21 protein-coding genes are annotated in these 19,322 nt (G+C 61.7%); 15 read left to right on the top strand and 6 right to left on the bottom strand.

What is annotated here, in order from left to right; genetic code table 11:
• The first annotated feature begins 104 nt into the window (after positions 1 to 104).
• The 6 genes from xylF (at position 105) to NPS29_RS15910 (ending at position 5,352) form a co-directional block, all read left to right on the top strand.
• A complete protein-coding gene (gene xylF / locus NPS29_RS15935) occupies positions 105 to 1,106 on the top strand; it encodes a D-xylose ABC transporter substrate-binding protein (protein WP_274133694.1) in 1,002 nt (333 codons plus the stop codon).
• A 137-nt stretch (positions 1,107 to 1,243) separates the two neighbouring features.
• A complete protein-coding gene (xylG, locus tag NPS29_RS15930; protein WP_274133693.1) occupies positions 1,244 to 2,812 on the top strand; it encodes a D-xylose ABC transporter ATP-binding protein in 1,569 nt (522 codons plus the stop codon).
• The gene (locus NPS29_RS15925) at positions 2,813 to 3,949 is read left to right on the top strand and encodes a sugar ABC transporter permease (RefSeq protein WP_274133692.1); all 1,137 of its coding nucleotides are present in this window, start codon (positions 2,813 to 2,815) and stop codon (positions 3,947 to 3,949) included.
• Between the two features lie 187 nt (positions 3,950 to 4,136).
• Entirely contained in the window at positions 4,137 to 4,727 is a 591-nt protein-coding gene (locus tag NPS29_RS15920; protein ID WP_274133691.1) for a DUF4157 domain-containing protein, read from the top strand.
• A 108-nt stretch (positions 4,728 to 4,835) separates the two neighbouring features.
• Positions 4,836 to 5,078 carry a CopG family ribbon-helix-helix protein gene (locus NPS29_RS15915; protein WP_274133690.1) on the top strand — a complete coding sequence of 81 codons (243 nt, stop codon included), beginning with the start codon at positions 4,836 to 4,838 and terminating at the stop codon, positions 5,076 to 5,078.
• A complete protein-coding gene (locus tag NPS29_RS15910) occupies positions 5,068 to 5,352 on the top strand; it encodes a type II toxin-antitoxin system RelE/ParE family toxin (protein ID WP_274133689.1) in 285 nt (94 codons plus the stop codon). Before NPS29_RS15915 ends, NPS29_RS15910 begins: the two co-directional genes overlap by 11 nt.
• An 81-nt stretch (positions 5,353 to 5,433) precedes the next feature.
• Here the strand turns inward: NPS29_RS15910 and dusA are convergent, their stop codons facing one another.
• On the bottom strand, positions 5,434 to 6,444 hold the full coding sequence (gene dusA, locus NPS29_RS15905; protein ID WP_274133688.1) for a tRNA dihydrouridine(20/20a) synthase DusA: 1,011 nt from the start codon (positions 6,442 to 6,444) through the stop codon (positions 5,434 to 5,436).
• Positions 6,445 to 6,995: 551 nt separating this feature from the next.
• Here dusA and tal point away from each other — a divergent pair.
• Positions 6,996 to 7,922: a transaldolase gene (tal, locus tag NPS29_RS15900; RefSeq protein WP_274133687.1), complete on the top strand. Its 927-nt coding sequence runs from the start codon at positions 6,996 to 6,998 to the stop codon at positions 7,920 to 7,922.
• Between the two features lie 237 nt (positions 7,923 to 8,159).
• Here the strand turns inward: tal and rssC are convergent, their stop codons facing one another.
• Together rssC and rssB are read right to left on the bottom strand one after the other, a co-directional pair.
• Positions 8,160 to 8,642 (bottom strand): anti-sigma factor antagonist RssC, encoded by a 483-nt coding sequence (gene rssC, locus NPS29_RS15895; protein WP_081569474.1) that lies wholly within the window; start codon positions 8,640 to 8,642, stop codon positions 8,160 to 8,162.
• Positions 8,642 to 9,823: a two-component system response regulator RssB gene (gene rssB, locus NPS29_RS15890; protein WP_274133686.1), complete on the bottom strand. Its 1,182-nt coding sequence runs from the start codon at positions 9,821 to 9,823 to the stop codon at positions 8,642 to 8,644. The genes rssC and rssB overlap by 1 nt, the downstream gene beginning before the upstream one ends.
• Before the next feature lie 266 nt (positions 9,824 to 10,089).
• Between rssB and NPS29_RS15885 the strand changes: the two genes are divergently transcribed.
• Entirely contained in the window at positions 10,090 to 10,389 is a 300-nt protein-coding gene (locus tag NPS29_RS15885; RefSeq protein ID WP_274133685.1) for a PilZ domain-containing protein, read from the top strand.
• Positions 10,390 to 10,488: 99 nt separating this feature from the next.
• Here NPS29_RS15885 and NPS29_RS15880 read toward each other — a convergent pair whose 3' ends face one another.
• A complete protein-coding gene (locus NPS29_RS15880; RefSeq protein ID WP_274133684.1) occupies positions 10,489 to 11,190 on the bottom strand; it encodes an MlaA family lipoprotein in 702 nt (233 codons plus the stop codon).
• 205 nt (positions 11,191 to 11,395) lie between these two features.
• Between NPS29_RS15880 and NPS29_RS15875 the strand changes: the two genes are divergently transcribed.
• Together NPS29_RS15875 and NPS29_RS15870 are read left to right on the top strand one after the other, a co-directional pair.
• Positions 11,396 to 12,031 carry an HAD family phosphatase gene (locus tag NPS29_RS15875; RefSeq protein WP_274133683.1) on the top strand — a complete coding sequence of 212 codons (636 nt, stop codon included), beginning with the start codon at positions 11,396 to 11,398 and terminating at the stop codon, positions 12,029 to 12,031.
• A gap of 116 nt (positions 12,032 to 12,147) precedes the next feature.
• Positions 12,148 to 12,411 (top strand): DUF4404 family protein, encoded by a 264-nt coding sequence (locus NPS29_RS15870; protein WP_274133682.1) that lies wholly within the window; start codon positions 12,148 to 12,150, stop codon positions 12,409 to 12,411.
• A gap of 206 nt (positions 12,412 to 12,617) precedes the next feature.
• Here NPS29_RS15870 and queF read toward each other — a convergent pair whose 3' ends face one another.
• Both queF and NPS29_RS15860 read right to left on the bottom strand, forming a co-directional pair.
• Entirely contained in the window at positions 12,618 to 13,448 is an 831-nt protein-coding gene (gene queF, locus NPS29_RS15865; RefSeq protein WP_274133681.1) for an NADPH-dependent 7-cyano-7-deazaguanine reductase QueF, read from the bottom strand.
• A gap of 99 nt (positions 13,449 to 13,547) precedes the next feature.
• On the bottom strand, positions 13,548 to 14,063 hold the full coding sequence (locus NPS29_RS15860) for a cupredoxin domain-containing protein (protein WP_274133680.1): 516 nt from the start codon (positions 14,061 to 14,063) through the stop codon (positions 13,548 to 13,550).
• Positions 14,064 to 14,223: 160 nt separating this feature from the next.
• On the opposite strand from NPS29_RS15860, the gene NPS29_RS15855 reads away from it, so the two are divergent.
• The 5 genes from NPS29_RS15855 (at position 14,224) to NPS29_RS15835 (ending at position 19,213) form a co-directional block, all read left to right on the top strand.
• A complete protein-coding gene (locus tag NPS29_RS15855; RefSeq protein ID WP_274133679.1) occupies positions 14,224 to 14,904 on the top strand; it encodes a heavy metal response regulator transcription factor in 681 nt (226 codons plus the stop codon).
• A complete protein-coding gene (locus NPS29_RS15850; RefSeq protein ID WP_274133678.1) occupies positions 14,904 to 16,268 on the top strand; it encodes a heavy metal sensor histidine kinase in 1,365 nt (454 codons plus the stop codon). Before NPS29_RS15855 ends, NPS29_RS15850 begins: the two co-directional genes overlap by 1 nt.
• 93 nt (positions 16,269 to 16,361) lie before the next feature.
• Complete coding sequence (gene hemN / locus NPS29_RS15845; protein WP_274133677.1) at positions 16,362 to 17,744, top strand: oxygen-independent coproporphyrinogen III oxidase; 1,383 nt, start codon at positions 16,362 to 16,364, stop codon at positions 17,742 to 17,744.
• A gap of 121 nt (positions 17,745 to 17,865) precedes the next feature.
• On the top strand, positions 17,866 to 18,600 hold the full coding sequence (fnr, locus tag NPS29_RS15840) for a fumarate/nitrate reduction transcriptional regulator Fnr (RefSeq protein ID WP_274133676.1): 735 nt from the start codon (positions 17,866 to 17,868) through the stop codon (positions 18,598 to 18,600).
• Between the two features lie 64 nt (positions 18,601 to 18,664).
• Positions 18,665 to 19,213, top strand: a complete 549-nt coding sequence (locus NPS29_RS15835) for an adenine phosphoribosyltransferase (protein ID WP_274133675.1) — start codon at positions 18,665 to 18,667, stop codon at positions 19,211 to 19,213.
• Positions 19,214 to 19,322 lie beyond the last annotated feature (109 nt).

Below are 19,322 nucleotides of genomic sequence, written 5' to 3'. Positions count from 1 at the left end.
ACAATTCTCTGCACCGCATCGCCAGCGAACTCTCTACAGTTTTACCGGCAATACGTTTCACGCTCAGGAAGTGCCTCTAAACAAAAATAAAAGGACGCACCACAATGAAAAACCTGAAACTCACCCTCCTGGCCAGTGCTCTGGCGCTTCTCAGCCTGCCGGTCATGGCCGATTCGGCCCATCCGAAAATCGGCTTCTCCATCGATGACCTGCGCCTTGAACGCTGGTCACGCGACCGCGATTATTTCGTCGCCGCCGCTGAAAAGATGGACGCCAAGGTCTTCGTGCAGTCGGCCGACGCCAACGAGCAGAAGCAGATTTCCCAGATCGAAAACCTCATTTCCCGTGGCGTGGACGTGATCGTCATCGTGCCCTTCAACGCCACCGTGCTGACCAACGCCGTGGCCGAGGCCAAGAAAGCCGGGATCAAGGTGGTGTCCTATGACCGACTGATTCTCAACGCCGACATCGACGCCTACATCTCCTTCGATAACGAGAAGGTCGGCGAAATGCAGGCCGCCGGCGTGTTGAAGGCCCAGCCAAAAGGCAACTTCTTCCTGCTCGGTGGTGCGCCGACCGACAACAACGCCAAGGTGCTGCGCGAGGGGCAGATGAAAGTGCTGCAGCCGGCCATCGACAAGGGTGACGTGAAGATCGTCGGCCAGCAGTGGGTCAAGGAATGGAACCCGACCGAGGCGCTGAGCATCGTCGAGAACGCCCTGACCAAGAACAACAACAAGATCGACGGCATCGTTGCCTCCAACGACGCAACCGCCGGTGGCGCGATCCAGGCCCTGGCTGCGCAGAAGCTCGCCGGCAAGGTGCCGATCTCGGGCCAGGACGCCGACCTTGCCGCAGTCAAGCGCGTGCTCGACGGCACTCAGACCATGACCGTCTACAAGCCGCTGAAACTCATCGCCTCCGAAGCCGCCAAGCTCTCGGTGCAACTGGCGCGCAACGAGAAACCGGCATTCAGCTCGCAGTACGACAACGGCACGAAAAAGGTCGACACCATCCTCCTGACCCCAACGCCGTTGACCAAGGACAATATCGATCTGCTGGAGAAGGACGGGTTCTACACCAAGGCGCAACTGGCCGGGCAATAGTCACAGGCTCAATCACGTCCCGTAGCAGCACGGCTTGCCGGCGGGAGCGGTGTGTCAGTGACGTAAAAGTCCATTGATCCACCGCGCCCGCCGGCAAGCCGTGCTGCTACGCACCTGCGTACTCTGGAACCTGCGCCATGTCCGACTACCTGCTGCAAATGAATGGCATCGTCAAAACCTTTGGCGGTGTCAAAGCCCTGAACGGCATCGACATCAAGGTCCGCCCCGGTGAATGCGTCGGCCTGTGCGGCGAGAACGGTGCGGGCAAATCGACGCTGATGAAAGTCCTGTCAGCGGTCTACCCCCACGGCACCTGGGAAGGCGAAATCCTCTGGGACGGCCAGCCGCTCAAGGCCCAGTCCATCAGTGAAACCGAAGCGGCCGGCATCGTCATCATTCACCAGGAACTGACCCTGGTGCCTGACCTGTCGGTGGCTGAAAACATCTTCATTGGCCACGAGCTGACCCTGCCCGGCGGGCGCATGAACTACCCGGCGATGATCCACCGCGCCGAAGCCCTGATGCGCGAACTCAAGGTGCCGGACATGAACGTCTCGCTGCCGGTCTCGCAGTACGGCGGCGGTTATCAGCAGTTGGTGGAAATCGCCAAGGCGCTGAACAAACAGGCCCGCTTGTTGATCCTCGACGAGCCCTCCTCGGCCCTGACCCGCTCGGAAATCGAGGTCCTGCTGGACATCATCAAAGGCCTCAAGGCCAAGGGCGTGGCCTGCGTCTACATCTCGCACAAGCTCGATGAAGTGGCGGCGGTCTGCGACACCATTTCAGTGATCCGCGACGGCAAGCACATCGCGACCACGGCCATGGCCGACATGGACATCCCGAAAATCATCACCCAGATGGTTGGCCGCGAGATGAGCAACCTGTACCCCACAGAGCCCCATGCCGTTGGCGAGGTGATGTTCGAGGCGCGCAACGTCACCTGCTACGACGTCGACAACCCGGCCCGCAAGCGCGTGGACGACATCTCGTTCTCGCTCAAGCGCGGGGAAATCCTCGGCATCGCCGGGCTGGTGGGCGCCGGGCGCACGGAGCTGGTGTCGGCACTGTTTGGCTCCTATCCGGGCCGCTACCAGGCCGAAGTGCTGCTGGAGGGCAAGCTCATCGACAGCCGCACGCCGCTCAAATCCATTCGTGCCGGGCTGTGCATGGTCCCCGAGGACCGCAAGCGCCAGGGCATCATTCCGGATCTGGGGGTCGGCCAGAACATCACCCTTGCGGTGCTCGACAGTTTTTCCCACATGACGCGCATCGACGCCGAAGCCGAGCTTGGCAGCATCGACAAGGAAATCGCCCGCATGCACCTGAAAACCGCGAGCCCCTTCCTGCCGATTACCAGCATTTCGGGGGGCAACCAGCAAAAAGCGGTGCTGGCGAAAATGCTCCTGACCAAACCCCGGGTGCTGATCCTCGACGAGCCCACCCGCGGCGTGGACGTGGGGGCCAAGTACGAGATCTACAAACTGATGGGCGCGCTGGCCGCCAACGGCGTGTCGATCATCATGGTGTCCTCGGAGCTGGCCGAAGTGCTGGGCGTCTCCGACCGGGTGCTGGTGATCGGCGAAGGCCAGTTGCGTGGCGACTTCATCAACAAGGACCTGACCCAGGAGCAGATCCTCGCCGCTGCGCTCACCGCCCCTGCGGGCCATAACAATAACGAACGGCCAACTGCCGAGAGAACGCTGTAAATGAATCAGGTCAAACAATTGTTCACCCGCTACAAGATGCTCGCGCTGGTCATCGCCATCGCCCTGATCTGGCTGTTCTTCAGCTGGCAGACCGAAGGCGGCTTCCTCACCCCGCGCAACCTGTCCAACCTGCTGCGGCAGATGTCCATCACCGGGATTCTGGCCTGCGGCATGGTGCTGGTCATCATCAGTGGCGAGATCGATCTGTCGGTGGGTTCACTGCTCGGGTTGCTGGGTGGACTGGCGGCGATTCTCGACGTGGTCTATCACCTGTCACTGCCCCTGAACCTGGCCATCGTGGCGCTGTGCGGGCTGTTGATCGGCCTGGCCAACGGCAGCATGACCGCCTACCTGCGGATTCCCTCCTTCATCGTCGGCCTGGGCGGCATGCTGGCGTTTCGCGGAATCCTGCTGGGCATCACCGGCGGCACCACCATTGCGCCGGTTTCGCCGCAACTGGTGTACATCGGCCAGGGCTACCTGCCGCCGCTGGTGGGCGTGTCCCTGGGTGTTCTGCTGTTCGCCCTGACGCTGTTCCTTACCTGGCGCCAGCGCCGCAACCGGGCGCTGCACGGCCTGGCAGCTCACTCTCTGGTGCGGGATGTCTTGCGCGTGGTGGCAATCGGCGCGGTGCTGGCCGGTTTCGTCTACACCCTCAACAGCTACGATGGCATTCCGGTGCCGGTGCTGTTGCTGCTGGTGCTGCTGGGCGTGTTCAGCTACATCACCAGCCAGACCGTGTTTGGCCGCCGCATCTATTCGGTGGGCAGCAACATGGAAGCCACGCGGCTGTCCGGGATCAACGTGCAGGCGGTGAAACTGTGGATCTTCGGCATCATGGGCGTGATGTGCGCCCTGGCCGGGCTGGTCAACACCGCCCGCCTGGCCGCCGGCTCGCCGTCGGCGGGCAACATGGGCGAACTCGACGCCATCGCCGCCTGCTTCATCGGCGGCACCTCCATGCGCGGCGGCTCGGGCACCGTCTACGGCGCACTGCTCGGCGCGCTGGTCATCACCAGCCTGGACAACGGCATGTCGATGCTCGACGTCGACAGCTACTGGCAGATGATCGTCAAGGGCAGCATCCTGGTGCTGGCGGTGTGGGTCGATGTGAGTACGCGAGCCGGACGCCGGTAAGAGCCCGCCCCCACCAACCCGGCTTGCCTGCACACCACGCCCTCGTAGCAGCACGGCTTGCCGGCGGGGGCGTCGTGTCAGGCAACACATCGCTGACTGATCCACCCCTCCCGCCGGCAAGCCGTGCTGCTACGGAAATCGCGTGCAACCAGCTAGGCTATGCAGCAATCCTCCGCCGGAATCATCCATGCGCCGCCACCTGCTCGCCCTGCTCCTGACCTGCCTCACCGCGAGCGCCCACGCCGACCCGACCTCCTGCCCCACCGGCGAAAAACTCATCTGCCTCAACGGCTGCTTCTGCCTGCCGGACATCGGCCAGGTGCTGGGCAGCGGCATGCCCACCGACGTCACCCAGATCGCCGGCCCGGCCCTTGCCCTGTGGCTGACCCAGTCCCGCGCCGAAGCCGCCAGCGGCCTGACCCAGCCGATACCCGAAGGCATTCGCGAAAAACTGCTGCGCTGGTACCCGCCCAGCGTACTCGACGCCGCGCTCTACAAGGTCGGCGACGACGGCGAGCTCAGCGCCGCCCGCACCATGCTGCAAAACCCCGACATCGGCGCCGTCACCCTGATCGACATCATCGTCTTCCGCACCGCCCAGGATGCCGAAAACAACGTCTCCCTCTGGGCCCACGAACTCAAGCACGTGCAGCAATACCAGGAATGGGGCGTCAACGGCTTCGCCCAGCGCTATACCCAGGACTTCAACGAGGTCGAAGCACCGGCGTATGAGATACAGGCCAAAGTGGGGCGGGTGATGCGGGGGCTTGATCCTTGATGACTGTCGAACGTTGCTCTCGACACAGAACGCGACAACCTGCCCGCTCCACTAGGTATCGGTGGGTGTAAGATAGGTGCCGTCCCAGCCCCACCAACCGAGGTGCCCATGACCGAGATATCCTTGAACCTGCCGGAAGATCTGTCTGACTCCCTCACTGCGTTGGCCAAGAACCACGGACAGAGTGCGAGCTACCTCGCCCTGGATATCCTGCGCGAATACATCGAGTACGAAACGACGCTGGCCGGTCAGATCGAACTGGCAGTTAAAGAGGCCGATGACGGAAAGTTCGCCACCTATGAACAGGTAGCCGCTGTCCGCGCACGACGCAGGAACAAGGATGCAGGTTGAGTGGCTTGAAAAAGCCCTTAAAAATCTGGAGGACGAATCCGATTACCTGGCCCTTGAAAGTCCTCAGGCAGCTGACGACTTTTCAGACGCGATCTTCGCAAGCGTCGACCGGCTGGCCATCTTCCCGGCCTTGGGACGGGTCGGCAGGGTAAAGAACACACGAGAATGGGTTGTCCCCGATTGGCCTTACCTGATTCCGTATCGTGTACACAACAACCGCCTGCAGATCCTGGGCGTTTTCCATACCCGGCAAAGGCCACGGCACAAATGGTGAGCAATGTGGCCGAAGGTGACGCCGTCAGCCCAATGATGGATCGGACCGACCGTCAGGAGTGACCGCAGGCTCCTTCCGCCCTCACCGCCCCTCCAGCAACTCCCCTGCCTTGTCCAGCAAGCCCAGCGGATCGTCGGTCTTGTGGATGTCCACCGAGAGCAACTGGCGGAATTTGCGGGCGCCGGGGAAGCCGGTGCCCAGGCCCAGGACGTGGCGGGTGATGTGGTGCATGGCGCCGCCGTCGCGCAGGTGGGCTTCGACGTAGGGGCGTAGCTGCGCCAGGGCCTGGGCGCGGGTAATCTGGGGGGCGGTGCTGCCGAACAGTTCGCGGTCGACTTCGGCCAGCACGTAGGGGTTGTGGTACGCCTCGCGGCCGAGCATCACGCCGTCGAAGGTTTGCAAGTGCTCACGGCATTGTTCAAGGGTCTTGATGCCGCCGTTGAGGATGAATTCCAGATCGGGGAAATCCTGTTTCAGGCGTGCAGCGACGTCGTAGCGCAGCGGCGGGATCTCGCGGTTTTCCTTGGGCGACAGGCCTTCGAGGATGGCGATGCGGGCGTGCACTGTGAAGCTGGTGCAGCCCGCTTCGCGCACGGTGCCGACGAATTCGCAGAGCTGCTCGTAGCTGTCGCGGCCATTGATGCCGATGCGGTGCTTGACCGTGACCGGGATCGACACGGCGTCGCGCATGGCCTTGACGCAGTCGGCCACCAGTTGCGGATGGCCCATCAATACCGCGCCGATCATGTTGTACTGCACCCGGTCGCTTGGGCAGCCGACGTTGAGGTTGACCTCGTCATACCCCGCCGCCTCTGCCAGCCGCGCGCTGGCGGCCAGGTCCGCCGGGTTGCTGCCGCCCAGCTGCAGCGCCAGCGGATGTTCGCTCTGGTCATGGCGCAGGAACCGCTCGCTGTCACCGTGCAGCAAGGCGCCGGTGGTGACCATTTCCGTGTACAGCAAGGCATTTTTCGACAGCAGGCGCAGGAAGAACCGGCAATGGCGGTCAGTCCAGTCCATCATCGGGGCAACGGAAAAACGCCGGGAAGGCTCAAAGGTCTGGCTTGCAGCAACAGAGGTGGTGGTCGGCAACATGGGGGCGATCGGACAAGCGTAATGGCCGCACAGTTTACCAGTTCGCAGGGCCTGGCGGGCGGGCATAAAAAAACCCGCCGAAGCGGGTCGTTTTTCAGTTCAACACCATTCCAACATCCTGTCGGTAGCGCTCCGCGCCATGGCTGATCGTCCTGATCGTCGAAGCGCATCCTTGGCTTCAGTTGATGGATCCAATGTACCGCTCCATTGTTACAGTTCATAGAGCGAGTTCGCGTCAGCGCGTGTAAGCCATTGACTACGGCGTTGGTACACCAGTGACGCGAGAGTCCGGTTCCAGCCGCCGGGAACCACTGGCCGGATACAGGCTCCAACCTGTCTGGATCGAGTATCCGCCCTCCTCGGCAATCAAAACTCATCAACCCTGGCTGATCCGTTCACGATCGTGTTTCGCAGGGCGCGTGACTGAACGGGCAAGTCTGCTGTTTGCGCAAACGCAGGCCTCTGAATCAGCCTCCTTGATGCGGTTTATACCCTTGAGTGACTGGCGGTGCTCGGGTAATGTCATCAGACCCACAGGACAGAGCACGCTCATGACTTCCAAGCTGGAACAACTCAAAAAGATCACCACCGTCGTTGCCGATACCGGCGATTTCGCTGCCATCGAAAAGCTCAAGCCGGTCGATGCCACCACCAACCCTTCCCTGCTGCTCAAGGCTGCGTCCAGCGACAGCAATGCCGAGCGCCTGAAGGAAGCCTTCAGCGGCGCCAAGGGTGACATCGGCCTTGCCAGCGACCGTTTCGCCGTGGCCATCGGCCAGGAAATTCTCAAGGTGGTGCCGGGCCGTGTTTCCACCGAAGTGGACGCGCGTATTTCCTTCGACACCAACGCCTGCATCGAACGCGCCGAGCGTCTGGTTGACCTGTACGACAAGGCCGGCATCGGCCGCGACCGCATCCTGATCAAGCTGGCCTCCACCTGGGAAGGCATCCGTGCCGCCGAGCAGCTGGAAAAGAAAGGCATCCAGTGCAACCTGACCCTGCTGTTCTCCTTCGCCCAGGCGCAGGCCTGTGCCGACGCGGGCGTGTTCCTGATCTCGCCGTTCGTGGGCCGGATCTATGACTGGTACAAGAAAGCCGAGGGCAAGGATTACGTCGGTGCTGAAGATCCGGGCGTGAAGTCCGTGACCCGCATCTACAACTACTACAAGGCCAATGACTACAAGACCGTGGTCATGGGTGCCAGCTTCCGCAACCTGAGCCAGATCGAAGAACTGGCCGGTTGCGATCGCCTGACCATCAGCCCTGACCTGCTGCAGAAGCTGTCCGAAGACACCGGCACCCTGGTGCAGAAGCTCAAGCCAGGCAATCCGGGCGAGCCACGCCAGACGCTGAACGAAGCCCAGTTCCGCTGGGCCTCGAACGAAGACGCGATGGCGACCGAAAAACTGGCCGAAGGTATTCGTCAGTTCGCACGCGACCAGGAAAAGCTTGAGGCATTGCTGCGCGCCAAGGCGTGATCGGCAGGCCCTGAAGCACAAAGAGGGCAGCTCCTTCGGGGGCTGCCCTTTTTTATGGCTTGCTGGTCTGTCTGAGGGCTTGCTACGTCCCTGTGGGAGCGGGCTTGCCCGCGAAGGCGGTGGGTCAGGAAACTCCGATGCGTCAGACAGGACGCATTCGCGGGCGAGCCCGCTCCCACAGGAATAACTTTGTGGCCGGGATCGTCGTTACTGCCGGATTCGGTTCAGGCTTCGGGCTTACTGGTGTTCCAACGCATTGACCAGATCGCGGAATGCCTCGCGATTGGAATCGTTGAGCCCCATCAGGATCTTGTGGGCTTCCAGCACCTTGGCCTTGACCACGTCCTCGCACTGGTCCTGCGATGGCAGGTCACACAGCGACTCGGGACGGGGAATCGGTCGGCCAACGATGTTGAACACCTGATCGAAGCCCATCGACTGCAACAGGCGCGTGATGTCTTCGTGGGTGGTCACGACGGTCGGCAACAGCCCCGCCTTCTGACGGGACAGAATGGAAAGCTTGGCCAGCAGGCCAAGGGTTGTGCTGTCAATGCTGCGGGTCTCGGTCAGATCGATCACCACGGTCGAAAAATTCATCGAGGTGAAGATCCGCTCAATCGTCGCATCCAACGCCGAGCATAGCGTCAGGCGCACTTCACCCACGAATTTCAGGACAAAGGTGCCATCTTGCTCGGCAAACTGGATTCTACCGGTACTCATCAAAGGTTCCTGCTCAACACCAACAAGGCGATATCATCCGGCATCTCCCCGAGTGTGGCCAATCCAAATTTATCACGCAGGCCATCCAGGCTGCCGCCCGCCGACTTGACCAGTTCGGGCAAGTTGGCTTCTTTCTCTTTGAGTGTATCACCTGGCAACAGGTCCAGAATGCCATCAGACAATAACGTCAGACTAAAGGACTCAGGCAGGTCCAGCACGTGGTCCGTGTACGTCGCCTCGTTGAACAGCCCGACCGGCAGGCCGCGGCCTTCCAGATAGCGGGTTTCGGCCGGGGTGTACAGCACCGGCAACGGCAGGTGCCCGCCCACGCTGTAGGTCAGCTTGCCGGATTGTTCGTCGATCACGCCGCCGACCATCGTCACGTGCTTGCCCAGCTTGCAGCTGATGAGGCCACGGTTGATGTGGCCCAGCACGTCCGAAGGCTTGAATTCGGGCAACATGCCGCCACGCTTGGACTCGAACAGCAGCCGCGTGGTCATGAACTTGAGCAGCACGGTGATGAACGCCGACGACGCACCATGGCCAGACACATCCGCCAGATAGAACGCCACGCGGCGCTCGTCGACGCGGAAGTAGTCGACGAAATCCCCCGACAGGTAGAGCGAGGGGATGATCTCGTGTTCGAACTCGAACGAGTCGATGGCCCAGGGGCTGGTCGGCAGCATGTTCATCTGCACCTGACGACCGGCGTCCTGGTCTTCCTGAAGAAGATGCAGGCTGGCTTCGAGTTCGCGGTTGGCGGTCTCGAGTTTCTGCCGGTACAGCTTGTTTTCCTGCAGCAGCCGCGCACGGTCCAGCGCACGGCGAACCGAGTGCTCGAGCACTGCCAGGTCTTCGAGGGGCTTGATCAGGTAGTCGGCCGCACCCAGGCGCAACGCCTCGACGGCATCGCTCATGACGCCTGCACCGGACACCACGATTACCGGGGTTTCCGGGGCAAGGCTGGTCACCTGACGTATCAGCTCCAGACCGCCCACCTGAGGCATGCGCAGGTCGCAGATCAGCAGATCAGGCTTTTTTTGCTCGAAGGTCTGTAGACCCTGCAGCGCATTGCTGGCTTGCAGGACGCTGAACCCACTGTCTTCCAAATAGGCCGCGAGACTCGCGCGCACTACTTCGTCGTCATCGATAATCAGCAGCGTGGCACTGGTTTTTTGCATGTGGGCAAACGGCGCCAGATCAGGTTGGCGTACGCGGTCGGAGGTTGTCAGGCCGTGTACTGGATTCGCTTCTAGCCTCTCTGGAAACGGTAGCGGACTTTTGGTCAAACGCTTCACTTGTCAGAGGTGCCCTTCAAGGCGCAGACGGTACTCCCATCCGCCGGGCGTTTCAAGCGTGCTCCAGTGGTCGGTGGGCGTCTTTACATCGCAAATCGCCCGGAGTTATAAGAACCGCTAAATCAGCAACAAAAACGAAGGATGAGCCCATGGGCCAGATTGATCGTGACTATGCCGAGAAACGAGACTACATCCGCATGCGCGTCGACGCGGACATCAGCCTGATCTACGCCGGCCAGATCATCCCCGCCGTTTGCGTGGATTTATCCAGCACTGGCATGCAGATACAGGCGCCGCGCTCGTTTCGGGTGGGTGACAGGATCAGCGTGCGAATCGAATCCGACCACGCCGCCCTCAAGGGCCTGGAAGCCGATACCGAGGTGGTATGGGTAGCCGATATCGAAGGTGACGAACAGAAACTGGGGCTGACCATCCTCACCATGAAGTGATGGCACATCGGAACCAGATCACAGTTTCAGCAAATTCCCAGAAGAAAAAAGGCGGCCCGAAGGTCGCCTTTTTTTGTATCGCAATGATGCGTGGACCAATCAGAAGTCGTCGACGACGTGGCCGTCCTTGACCTTGAATTCGCGGTTCTGCAGGTAGGCATTGCGGATGAAGATGTACTTGTCGCCGTTGATCAGCTTCTCGGCCGACAACAGGCTTGCACGGGTATCGACCACACTCACGCCAAATGCAGTGTTACGGGTCGGCACGTGATCGATGTAGCGGTACGGCTGGGTGTAGGTGTCCGGGTACTTGGCGAGCCCGTCACGCACGGTGCTTGGGCCCAGCAGCGGCAGCATCACGAACGGGCCGCTCGGCACGCCCCACTTGCCCAGGGTCTGGCCGAAGTCTTCGTCGTTGCGTTGCAGGCCCATCTTGGTGCCCACGTCGAAGAAGCCCAGCAGGCCGAAGGTGGTGTTGAGGATCAGGCGCGCGGTATCGACACCCGCCGCCTCAGGCTTGGCCTGCAGCACGTCGTTGGCGAAGTTGGTCACCTCACCGACGTTGCGGAACATGTTGTGGATGCCGTCCTGCAGAAACTGCGGGGTGATGAACTGGTAACCCTGGGCGATCGGCTTGAGCGCGTAGGTATCGACGGTGTCGTTGAAGCGGAAGATCGGGCGGTTGACGCTTTCCCATGGATCTTCGTCGGCTGCCTGAGCGGCCATCGGCACCACGGCCAGGCCGGCCCACAAACAGGTTAACGCCAGACGATTGATAAAGCCTGCACCGGTCACGGGCATAGCTGAGACTCCCAGTCAAAAGTGATGAAGCGGGCGCTACGCCCCCGAACCAAAGGCGAGAGTATAAAGCCTTCTGTAACGTTTTACGTCGCTGAAAACCGACACATTTGCACAGGCGTCAAAACATCCGCTGACAAAGTCACGATCCCGTCATCTCTCTGTCATGCAAATCCCTTAGCGTCATTGCCATTTGAGAGGGAATTCCATGCTCGCCCCGGTCGCCGCGCCCGCCCCATCGTTCACCGCCGTGCTGTTCGGCCTGAGTGGTTGCCTCGTCGATTTCGGCGCACAGGCGCGGACATTGCGCGACCAGGACGGCACCACCCTGCTCTCCCACGACGCCAAGGCTTTTGCCGCGCCGACACCGGGGGCCCTCAGCGCCCTGAAGAACCTCAAGCTGCAAGGCGTACCCTGCGCCTGGATCGAAGAATACCCCGCCAGCATCGCCGAACAACTGGCCGCGCCCCTCAAGGATCTGATCCAGCCGACTCCAGGCCCGAACAATCACTGGCCAGCGCCGGACGCCTGCTGGCAGGCGCTGATGAGCCTCAACGTGGCGCAGATCGACGGCTGCGTGATGGTCAGCGGCGATCCGCGTCTGGTCATGTCCGGGCTCAACGCAGGGTTGTGGACAGTGGGCATCGCCTCCACCGGCCCGTTGTGCGGGCTGTCACCGGCGCAATGGGAGGCGTTGAGCGATCTGGAACGCGAGCGCCTGCGCGGCCGGGCAACGCTGGAGTTGTATGCCGCCGGCGCGCATTCGGTGATCGATCACCTGGGCGAGCTGGATTCGTGCCTGGCCGACATCACGCTGCGCCGGCAGAAGTCGGAAAAGCCCTGAGTCGCGTGCGACTGCCACCATGCAAGGTGGCGCCGACTGGATTAGTCTTAAGACGTCAAGGACCTTTGCCAAGGCATCGTTGTCCATGCTGAGACTATTCGAGAAGGAAGCACGCTATGCCCGCCCGCGAACTGCAAGAACAACTGGACACCCTGCGCGAGCAACTGGATCAGAACCCACCGCTGACTGAAGCAGAACGCGAAGACCTGCACGCCTTGATGGCCCAGATCCAGGCCGAGATCGCCGTGGAAACCGCCACCCAGGACAACAGCCTGGCCGACGGCGTGAACCTGGCCGTGGAACGATTCGAAGTCGATCACCCGACCATCGCCGGCACGTTGCGTAACATTGTGCAAACGTTGGGCAATATCGGGATTTGATCCGTAAATACCGCCCCACCACCCTGCCCTGATCGTTCCCACGTTTCGCGTGGGAATGATCATCCTGTCGGGCCGGATCCGCGACCCTTGCCCCACCACCCCGTAGGAGCGCGCTTGCCCGCGATGGCGGTGGGTCATGCGACGCAAGGTTGAATGACCCTGCGCCATCGCGGGCAAGCGCGCTCCTACGCGATCATGGGCAAATTCTACTGGCGCGCCAGGCGCCCATTCTCAAGCGTCAGCTTCTCGGTGCTGCGGTACGGGTTGATGTCCAGCCCGCCACGGCGCACATAACGCGCATACACGGTCAGTTTCTCCGGCTTCAACAGGCGTTGCAGGTCCATGAAGATCCGCTCCACGCACTGCTCGTGGAAATCCGAGTGCTGGCGGAAACTGACGATGTAGGCCAGAAAGCTTGCATGATCCAGCGCTGCACCACGATATTCCACCGCCACGGTGCCCCAGTCAGGCTGGCTGGTGACCGGGCAGTTGGACTTGAGCAGATGGCTGTGCAGCGCTTCTTCGACCACGCGCGACTCGTCGCAACGCAACAGCTCCGGCTGTGGCCGGTCGTAGCTGGAAATGCTCACGTCCAGCTCGTCGACGCACACGCCCGGCACCGCCACGATGCCGTCCGCCTCGATGTCCTTGAGCGAACGAACCCGCACGCCCACCGGCTTGCCCGCCGCTGCCGACAGATCTTTCTCCAGCACCGCGACCAGTTCATCACTGGAAGCGAACGGCGTCTGGTTCAACGAATTCAGGTACAGCTTGAACGACTTGGATTCGATGATATTCGGCGAATCGGCGGGGATGCAGAACTCGCCAATGGCCACCACAGGCTTGCCCGACGGCAGCAGCCAGGACAGCTCGTAGCAATTCCAGAAATCGACGCCCTGATACGGCAGCGTCTCTGCGGTCAGCCCCAACTCGGCCCACTTGGCAGTGCGCGGAATCGGGAACAGCAGAGACGGCGTGTAGGTGGAAATGTATTCACTGGACTTGCCCAGCGGCGAGTGTTCGGCTGCGGGATGCATGGCGGGACCTGAAAACGGATATGAATGGCTGATCGAAAAATCCTGACCGCCAAGTCTATAGGTTTTGTCCCGCGCTTTCAGCGCCTGATTGTCGCTGACTCATTTGTCGATAGCGATCTTGCCGACCATTCCGGCCTGATAGTGGCCGGGAATGTTGCAGGCGAACTCAAGGTCGGTGGCTTTGGTAAAGGTCCAGGTCAGCTCGGCGGTCTTGCCCGGTTCCACCAGCACGCTGTTCGGATCGTCATGTTTCATGCCGTGCTCGCCGTGATCCATGCCCGGCATCGCGTCATGCTTCATGCCGATGGACGTCAGCATGCCACTGGCGACCATCTTGAGCATTTCCTGCTGGTGGGCCGCGTGCATCGCGGCATCGCCCAGGTTGAACTCGTGCAGCAGGTTGCCCTTGTTGACCAGCACGAAATGCACGGTTTCGCCTTCCTTGACGGTCAGCGCCTTGGGTTCGAAATACATGTCGCCCAGGGTCAGCTCGACCGTGCGGGTGGCCTGGTCGGCCTTCGCGGCATGGCCGAAATCGAAATGCGCCCCGGGGGAGGCCAGCGACGACAGGCTCACACCCAACAACACGGCTGCAGCGGTCAAACGAGCGAACATGAATCTCTCCAGTCAACGACAATCGATGACCTTAAGATAGGCCCGGGCCACTGGCAATCAGCTGACCGCAAGATTACAACTTTGTAAGCTTCGCCGCGGCCTGCCCCGCTCGCGCTATAAAGCGCCCTTGCCCCACGTGATCACGAACCTTGAGCCACCCATGAAACTACTGATCGTCGAAGATCAAGCCAAGACCGGCCAGTACCTGCGCCAGGGGCTGTGCGAAGCCGGCTTCAACACCGAACTGGTCGCCGATGGCACCACCGGCCAGCACCTGGCACTGAGCGGCGACTACGCCCTGCTGATTCTGGACGTGATGCTGCCCGGTCGCGATGGCTGGCAGATCCTGCAAGCGGTGCGCAGCGCAGGGCTGGACACCCCGGTGCTGTTTCTGACCGCCCGCGACGCCGTCGAAGACCGCGTGCGCGGGCTGGAACTGGGCGCCGACGATTACCTGATCAAGCCCTTCGCCTTCTCCGAACTGCTGGCCCGGGTGCGCAGCCTGTTGCGGCGCGGCAGCAGCACCAGCCAGGAGACCCACCTGCAACTGGCCGACCTGCGTCTGGACCTGCTGCGGCGCAGGGTCGAGCGCAATGGCCAGCGCATCGATCTCACCGCCAAGGAATTCGCCCTGCTGGAACTGATGCTGCGCCGTCAGGGCGAAGTGCTGCCCAAGTCGCTGATTGCCTCGCAGGTCTGGGACATGAATTTCGACAGCGACACCAACGTGATCGAGGTCGCCATTCGCCGCCTGCGCCTGAAAGTCGACGATGAATACCCCAACAAACTGATCCACACCGTGCGCGGCATGGGTTATGTGCTTGAAGAGCGCAGTCTCTGATGTTCAGGCGCATCTCACTGGGCAACCGTCTGGCATTGCTGTTCGCCGCCTGCACCGCCGTGGTCTCGCTGACCGCCGGCGTGTTGTTCAGCCAGGCCAGCAAAAGCCACTTCATCGAACTGGATCAGCAGTTGCTCGACAGCAAGTTGCCGGGCTTGCGCGCTGCCATGGCTGGCGCCAGCAGCGTCGATCAACTGAATGAGCACAGACCCGCGCTGCTCGGCGAACTCGCCCACTCGCCGGACCTGGCGTTGCGGGTGCGCGGCCCCAACGGCGACGTCTGGTTCGACAGCCTGCCGCAGACCATCACCAGCCACAGCCTTGGCACAGGGCTGCACACCCTAAGCGACAACGGCGTTTCCTACCGCGCCTACAGCCTTGACCTGCAGCCCGGGCAGCCCGATTCGCCACAACTGACATTGTTGCTGGACATTACCCATCACCAGCATTTTCTTGAGCGCATGCAACGGCTGATCTGGCTCACGGTCGGGCTCTCGGCGCTGGCCACCGCGCTATTGGGCGCCTGGGCGGCACGCAGCGGTTTACGCCCCTTGCGGCAGATGACCGAGGTGGCCGCCAGCGTGTCCGCCAGCTCCCTGACCACTCGCCTGCCCCAGACCGACATGCCGCCGGAGCTGGCCGAGTTGAGCCAGGCGTTCAACGCCATGCTGATCCGCCTCGACGATGCCTTTCAGCGGCTGTCGGCGTTCTCGGCCGACATCGCCCACGAACTGCGCACCCCTCTGTCGAACCTGTTGACCCACACCCAGGTGACCCTCACCCGTCCGCGCGATCTTGAGCAATACCGAGAGGCGCTGCTGGGCAATCTGGAGGAGCTGCAAGGGATGGCGCAGATGGTCAACGACATGCTGTACCTGGCGAAGGCCGAACACGGATTGTTGAACCCCCATCGCGAACGCCTGCAACTGGCGGAGGAAATCGACGCACTGCTGGAATTCTTTTTGCCCTTGGCCGAAGACGCGCAGGTGCACCTGAGCCGCGAGGGCGAGGCCAGCCTGCTGGGTGACCGCTCCATGCTGCGGCGCGCCCTGTCCAACCTGCTGGACAACGCGCTGCGCTTCGCCCCGCCCCAGGGCCGGGTGTCGGTGCGGCTGGATTCGGACGCTGCCCAAGTGCGGATCAGCATCGCAAACACCGGCCCGACGATTCCCGCCGAGACCCTGCCGCGCCTGTTCGACCGCTTCTACCGGGCCGATCCCGCGCGCCACGAGAGCACCGAGCATGCGGGTTTGGGGCTGGCAATCACCCAGTCGATCATCAAGGCCCATGGCGGCACGATCCGCTGCGAATCGGGCGAGGGGCTGACGCGATTTTCAATTGATCTACCCAACGGCGTCGTTTGACCGGGCATCCGCCGGACATTGATCCAGATCAATAAAACCCGCCCGGGCACTCCCTAAACTGCCGGCACCGCCAGCCTTTTCGGGAATGCCCGCATGCTCGACGACCTTCGTTGGGATTCTGAACTCCTCCGCCGCTATGACCTGACAGGGCCGCGTTACACGTCCTACCCCACTGCGGTGCAATTCCATAATCAGATCGGCGGTTTCGACCTGCTTCACGCACTGCGCGAAAGCCGCAAGCAATCGCGGCCATTGTCGCTCTATGTGCACGTGCCGTTCTGCGCCAACATTTGTTACTACTGCGCCTGCAACAAGGTCATCACCAAGGACCGCGGCCGCTCCCAGCAATACCTGCAACGGTTACAGCAGGAGATCCGCATGATCGCCTGCCACCTCGACGGCCAGCAGACGGTCGAGCAACTGCACCTGGGCGGCGGCACGCCGACCTTCCTCAGCCATGTGGAACTGCGCCAGTTGATGGCCCACCTGCGCCAGCACTTCAATTTGCTCGATGACCACTCTGGCGACTATGGCATCGAGATCGATCCTCGCGAAGCGGACTGGTCGACCATGGGCCTGTTGCGCGAACTGGGCTTCAACCGCGTCAGCCTCGGCGTGCAGGACCTCGACCCGCTGGTGCAGCGGGCGATCAACCGCCTGCAAAGCCTGTCCGAGACCCGCGCCATTGTCGAAGCCGCACGCACGCTGCAATTTCGTTCGGTGAACATTGACCTGATCTATGGCCTGCCGCTGCAAACCCCGGAAGGTTTCGCCCGCACCGTGGACGAGGTGATCGCCCTGCAACCGGATCGCCTGTCGGTTTTCAATTACGCGCACCTGCCCGAACGCTTCATGCCCCAGCGGCGCATCGACACCGCGCAATTGCCCAGCGCCGAACACAAGCTGGACATGCTGCAGCGCACCATCGACCAACTGACATCAGCCGGCTACCGCTACATCGGCATGGACCACTTCGCCCTGCCCGACGATGACCTGGCCATCGCCCAGGAGGAAGGCACGCTGCAACGCAATTTCCAGGGCTACACCACCCATGGCCACTGCGACCTGATTGGCCTGGGCGTGTCGGCCATCAGCCAGATCGGCGACCTGTACGCGCAGAACACCAGTGACCTGGCCGAGTACCAGAACCTGCTGGCAGGCGATCAACTGGCAATCCACCGGGGCCTGGTGTGCAACGCCGACGATCACATTCGCCGCGCAGTGATTGCCCAGTTGATCTGCCACTTCAATCTGGACTTCGCCTCCATCGAGCAGGCTTTCGGTATCGACTTCCGTCACTACTTCAATGCTGTGTGGCCCCAACTGCTGGGCATGGCCAGCGACGGGCTGATCCATCTGGACGCCCGGGGCATTCAGGTGAAACCCGCAGGTCGCTTGCTGGTGCGCTCTGTCTGCATGGTGTTCGATGCCTACCTGAGCCAGCAAAACCGTCAGAGATTTTCGAGAGTGATATAGGAAATTTCTGTATCCGCAGTGGGAACCACGTTCGCGCCATGGAGGGCATGTGCTAGCCGGGGGATTGGCACGTGGGATACCCTTACGATTCAAGTGTGTTTCTTCACAAGGAATTTTTCCGATGTCTGAGCCAGTCAAAACCCGCGCTCATACCCAGGCTCACTGCAAGGATTGCAGTCTGGCGCCATTGTGCCTCCCGCTTTCGCTGAACCTTGAGGACATGGATGCGCTGGACGAAATCGTCAAACGCGGCCGCCCGTTGAAAAAAGGCGAGTTCCTGTTTCGCCAGGGCGACGGCTTCGATTCGGTCTATGCGGTGCGCTCCGGCGCCCTGAAAACCTTCAGCCTGAGCGACAGTGGCGAAGAGCAACTCACAGGCTTTCATCTGCCCAGCGAACTGGTCGGTTTGTCCGGCATGGACGCCGAGGCGTATCCGGTGTCGGCCCAGGCGCTGGAGACGACATCGGTCTGCGAAATCCCCTTCGATCATCTGGACGAACTCTCGGTGCAATTGCCGCAGTTGCGCCGCCAGTTGATGCGGGTCATGAGCCGGGAGATCCGCGACGATCAACAAATGATGCTGCTGTTGTCGAAAAAGACTGCGGACGAGCGCATCGCGACCTTTCTGGTCAACCTCTCGGCGCGCTTCCGTGCCCGGGGTTTCTCGGCCAATCAGTTCCGCCTGAGCATGTCGCGCAATGAAATCGGCAACTATCTGGGCCTGGCCGTGGAAACGGTTTCCCGGGTGTTCACCCGCTTCCAGCAGAACCAGTTGATCGCAGCCGAGGGCAAGGAAATCCACATTCTTGACCCTATTGCGCTGTGCGCGCTGGCGGGCGGCTCGCTGGAAAGCTGATGGCGATTCATCCCGGGCGGGCTTAAACTGGCACCCTTGTGCCAACCGTCTGCCCGGGACTTTTATGATTTACGACGAATTCAGCTTCAAATCCCTGATCCGCCCTGTGGTGGACTTCCCCAAGCCCGGCGTCATCTTTCGTGACATCACTCCGCTGTTCCAGTCGCCCAAGGCCCTGCGCCTGGTAATCGACAGCTTCGTGCAACGCTACATCGACTCGGACTTCACCCACGTCGGCGCCATGGACGCGCGGGGCTTTCTGGTGGGTTCCATCGTGGCCTATGAGCTGAACAAGCCACTGGTGCTGTTCCGCAAACAAGGCAAGCTGCCAGCGGACGTGCTGGCCGAGGGTTATCAGACCGAATACGGCGAAGCCTTTCTGGAAGTGCACGCCGACAGCCTGTGCGACGGCGACTCGGTGGTGATGTTCGATGACCTGATCGCCACCGGCGGCACGCTGATCGCTGCGGCCAGCCTGATCCGCCGCATGGGCGCCAAGGTTCACGAAGCAGCCGCGATCATCGACCTGCCGGAACTGGGCGGCTCGCAACGCCTGCAAGACATGGAAATCCCGACCTTCTGCCTGACGCAGTTCGCGTTGACCGATAAGTAACAACGCCGAGCCCGAACCACGCCCGTATTGTGTCATCCGTCCCGTAGCAGCACGGCTTGCCGGCGGGAGCGCCCTCAAGATCGCTCCCGCCGGAGATCGGAAGAGCACA

The sequence above is a fragment of the Pseudomonas putida genome (genome assembly GCF_028682175.1).
Lineage (GTDB): Bacteria > Pseudomonadota > Gammaproteobacteria > Pseudomonadales > Pseudomonadaceae > Aquipseudomonas > Aquipseudomonas putida_AD.
This window is presented reverse-complemented; position numbering and strand designations above follow the sequence as displayed.

Coding starts and splice junctions, on each gene's coding strand:
- xylF (WP_274133694.1), top strand. CDS start 105: ATGAAAAACCTGAAACTCACCCTCCTGGCCAGTGCTCTGGCGCTTCTC.
- xylG (WP_274133693.1), top strand. CDS start 1,244: ATGTCCGACTACCTGCTGCAAATGAATGGCATCGTCAAAACCTTTGGC.
- NPS29_RS15925 (WP_274133692.1), top strand. CDS start 2,813: ATGAATCAGGTCAAACAATTGTTCACCCGCTACAAGATGCTCGCGCTG.
- NPS29_RS15920 (WP_274133691.1), top strand. CDS start 4,137: ATGCGCCGCCACCTGCTCGCCCTGCTCCTGACCTGCCTCACCGCGAGC.
- NPS29_RS15915 (WP_274133690.1), top strand. CDS start 4,836: ATGACCGAGATATCCTTGAACCTGCCGGAAGATCTGTCTGACTCCCTC.
- NPS29_RS15910 (WP_274133689.1), top strand. CDS start 5,068: ATGCAGGTTGAGTGGCTTGAAAAAGCCCTTAAAAATCTGGAGGACGAA.
- dusA (WP_274133688.1), bottom strand. CDS start 6,444: ATGTTGCCGACCACCACCTCTGTTGCTGCAAGCCAGACCTTTGAGCCT.
- tal (WP_274133687.1), top strand. CDS start 6,996: ATGACTTCCAAGCTGGAACAACTCAAAAAGATCACCACCGTCGTTGCC.
- rssC (WP_081569474.1), bottom strand. CDS start 8,642: ATGAGTACCGGTAGAATCCAGTTTGCCGAGCAAGATGGCACCTTTGTC.
- rssB (WP_274133686.1), bottom strand. CDS start 9,823: ATGCAAAAAACCAGTGCCACGCTGCTGATTATCGATGACGACGAAGTA.
- NPS29_RS15885 (WP_274133685.1), top strand. CDS start 10,090: ATGGGCCAGATTGATCGTGACTATGCCGAGAAACGAGACTACATCCGC.
- NPS29_RS15880 (WP_274133684.1), bottom strand. CDS start 11,190: ATGCCCGTGACCGGTGCAGGCTTTATCAATCGTCTGGCGTTAACCTGT.
- NPS29_RS15875 (WP_274133683.1), top strand. CDS start 11,396: ATGCTCGCCCCGGTCGCCGCGCCCGCCCCATCGTTCACCGCCGTGCTG.
- NPS29_RS15870 (WP_274133682.1), top strand. CDS start 12,148: ATGCCCGCCCGCGAACTGCAAGAACAACTGGACACCCTGCGCGAGCAA.
- queF (WP_274133681.1), bottom strand. CDS start 13,448: ATGCATCCCGCAGCCGAACACTCGCCGCTGGGCAAGTCCAGTGAATAC.
- NPS29_RS15860 (WP_274133680.1), bottom strand. CDS start 14,063: ATGTTCGCTCGTTTGACCGCTGCAGCCGTGTTGTTGGGTGTGAGCCTG.
- NPS29_RS15855 (WP_274133679.1), top strand. CDS start 14,224: ATGAAACTACTGATCGTCGAAGATCAAGCCAAGACCGGCCAGTACCTG.
- NPS29_RS15850 (WP_274133678.1), top strand. CDS start 14,904: ATGTTCAGGCGCATCTCACTGGGCAACCGTCTGGCATTGCTGTTCGCC.
- hemN (WP_274133677.1), top strand. CDS start 16,362: ATGCTCGACGACCTTCGTTGGGATTCTGAACTCCTCCGCCGCTATGAC.
- fnr (WP_274133676.1), top strand. CDS start 17,866: ATGTCTGAGCCAGTCAAAACCCGCGCTCATACCCAGGCTCACTGCAAG.
- NPS29_RS15835 (WP_274133675.1), top strand. CDS start 18,665: ATGATTTACGACGAATTCAGCTTCAAATCCCTGATCCGCCCTGTGGTG.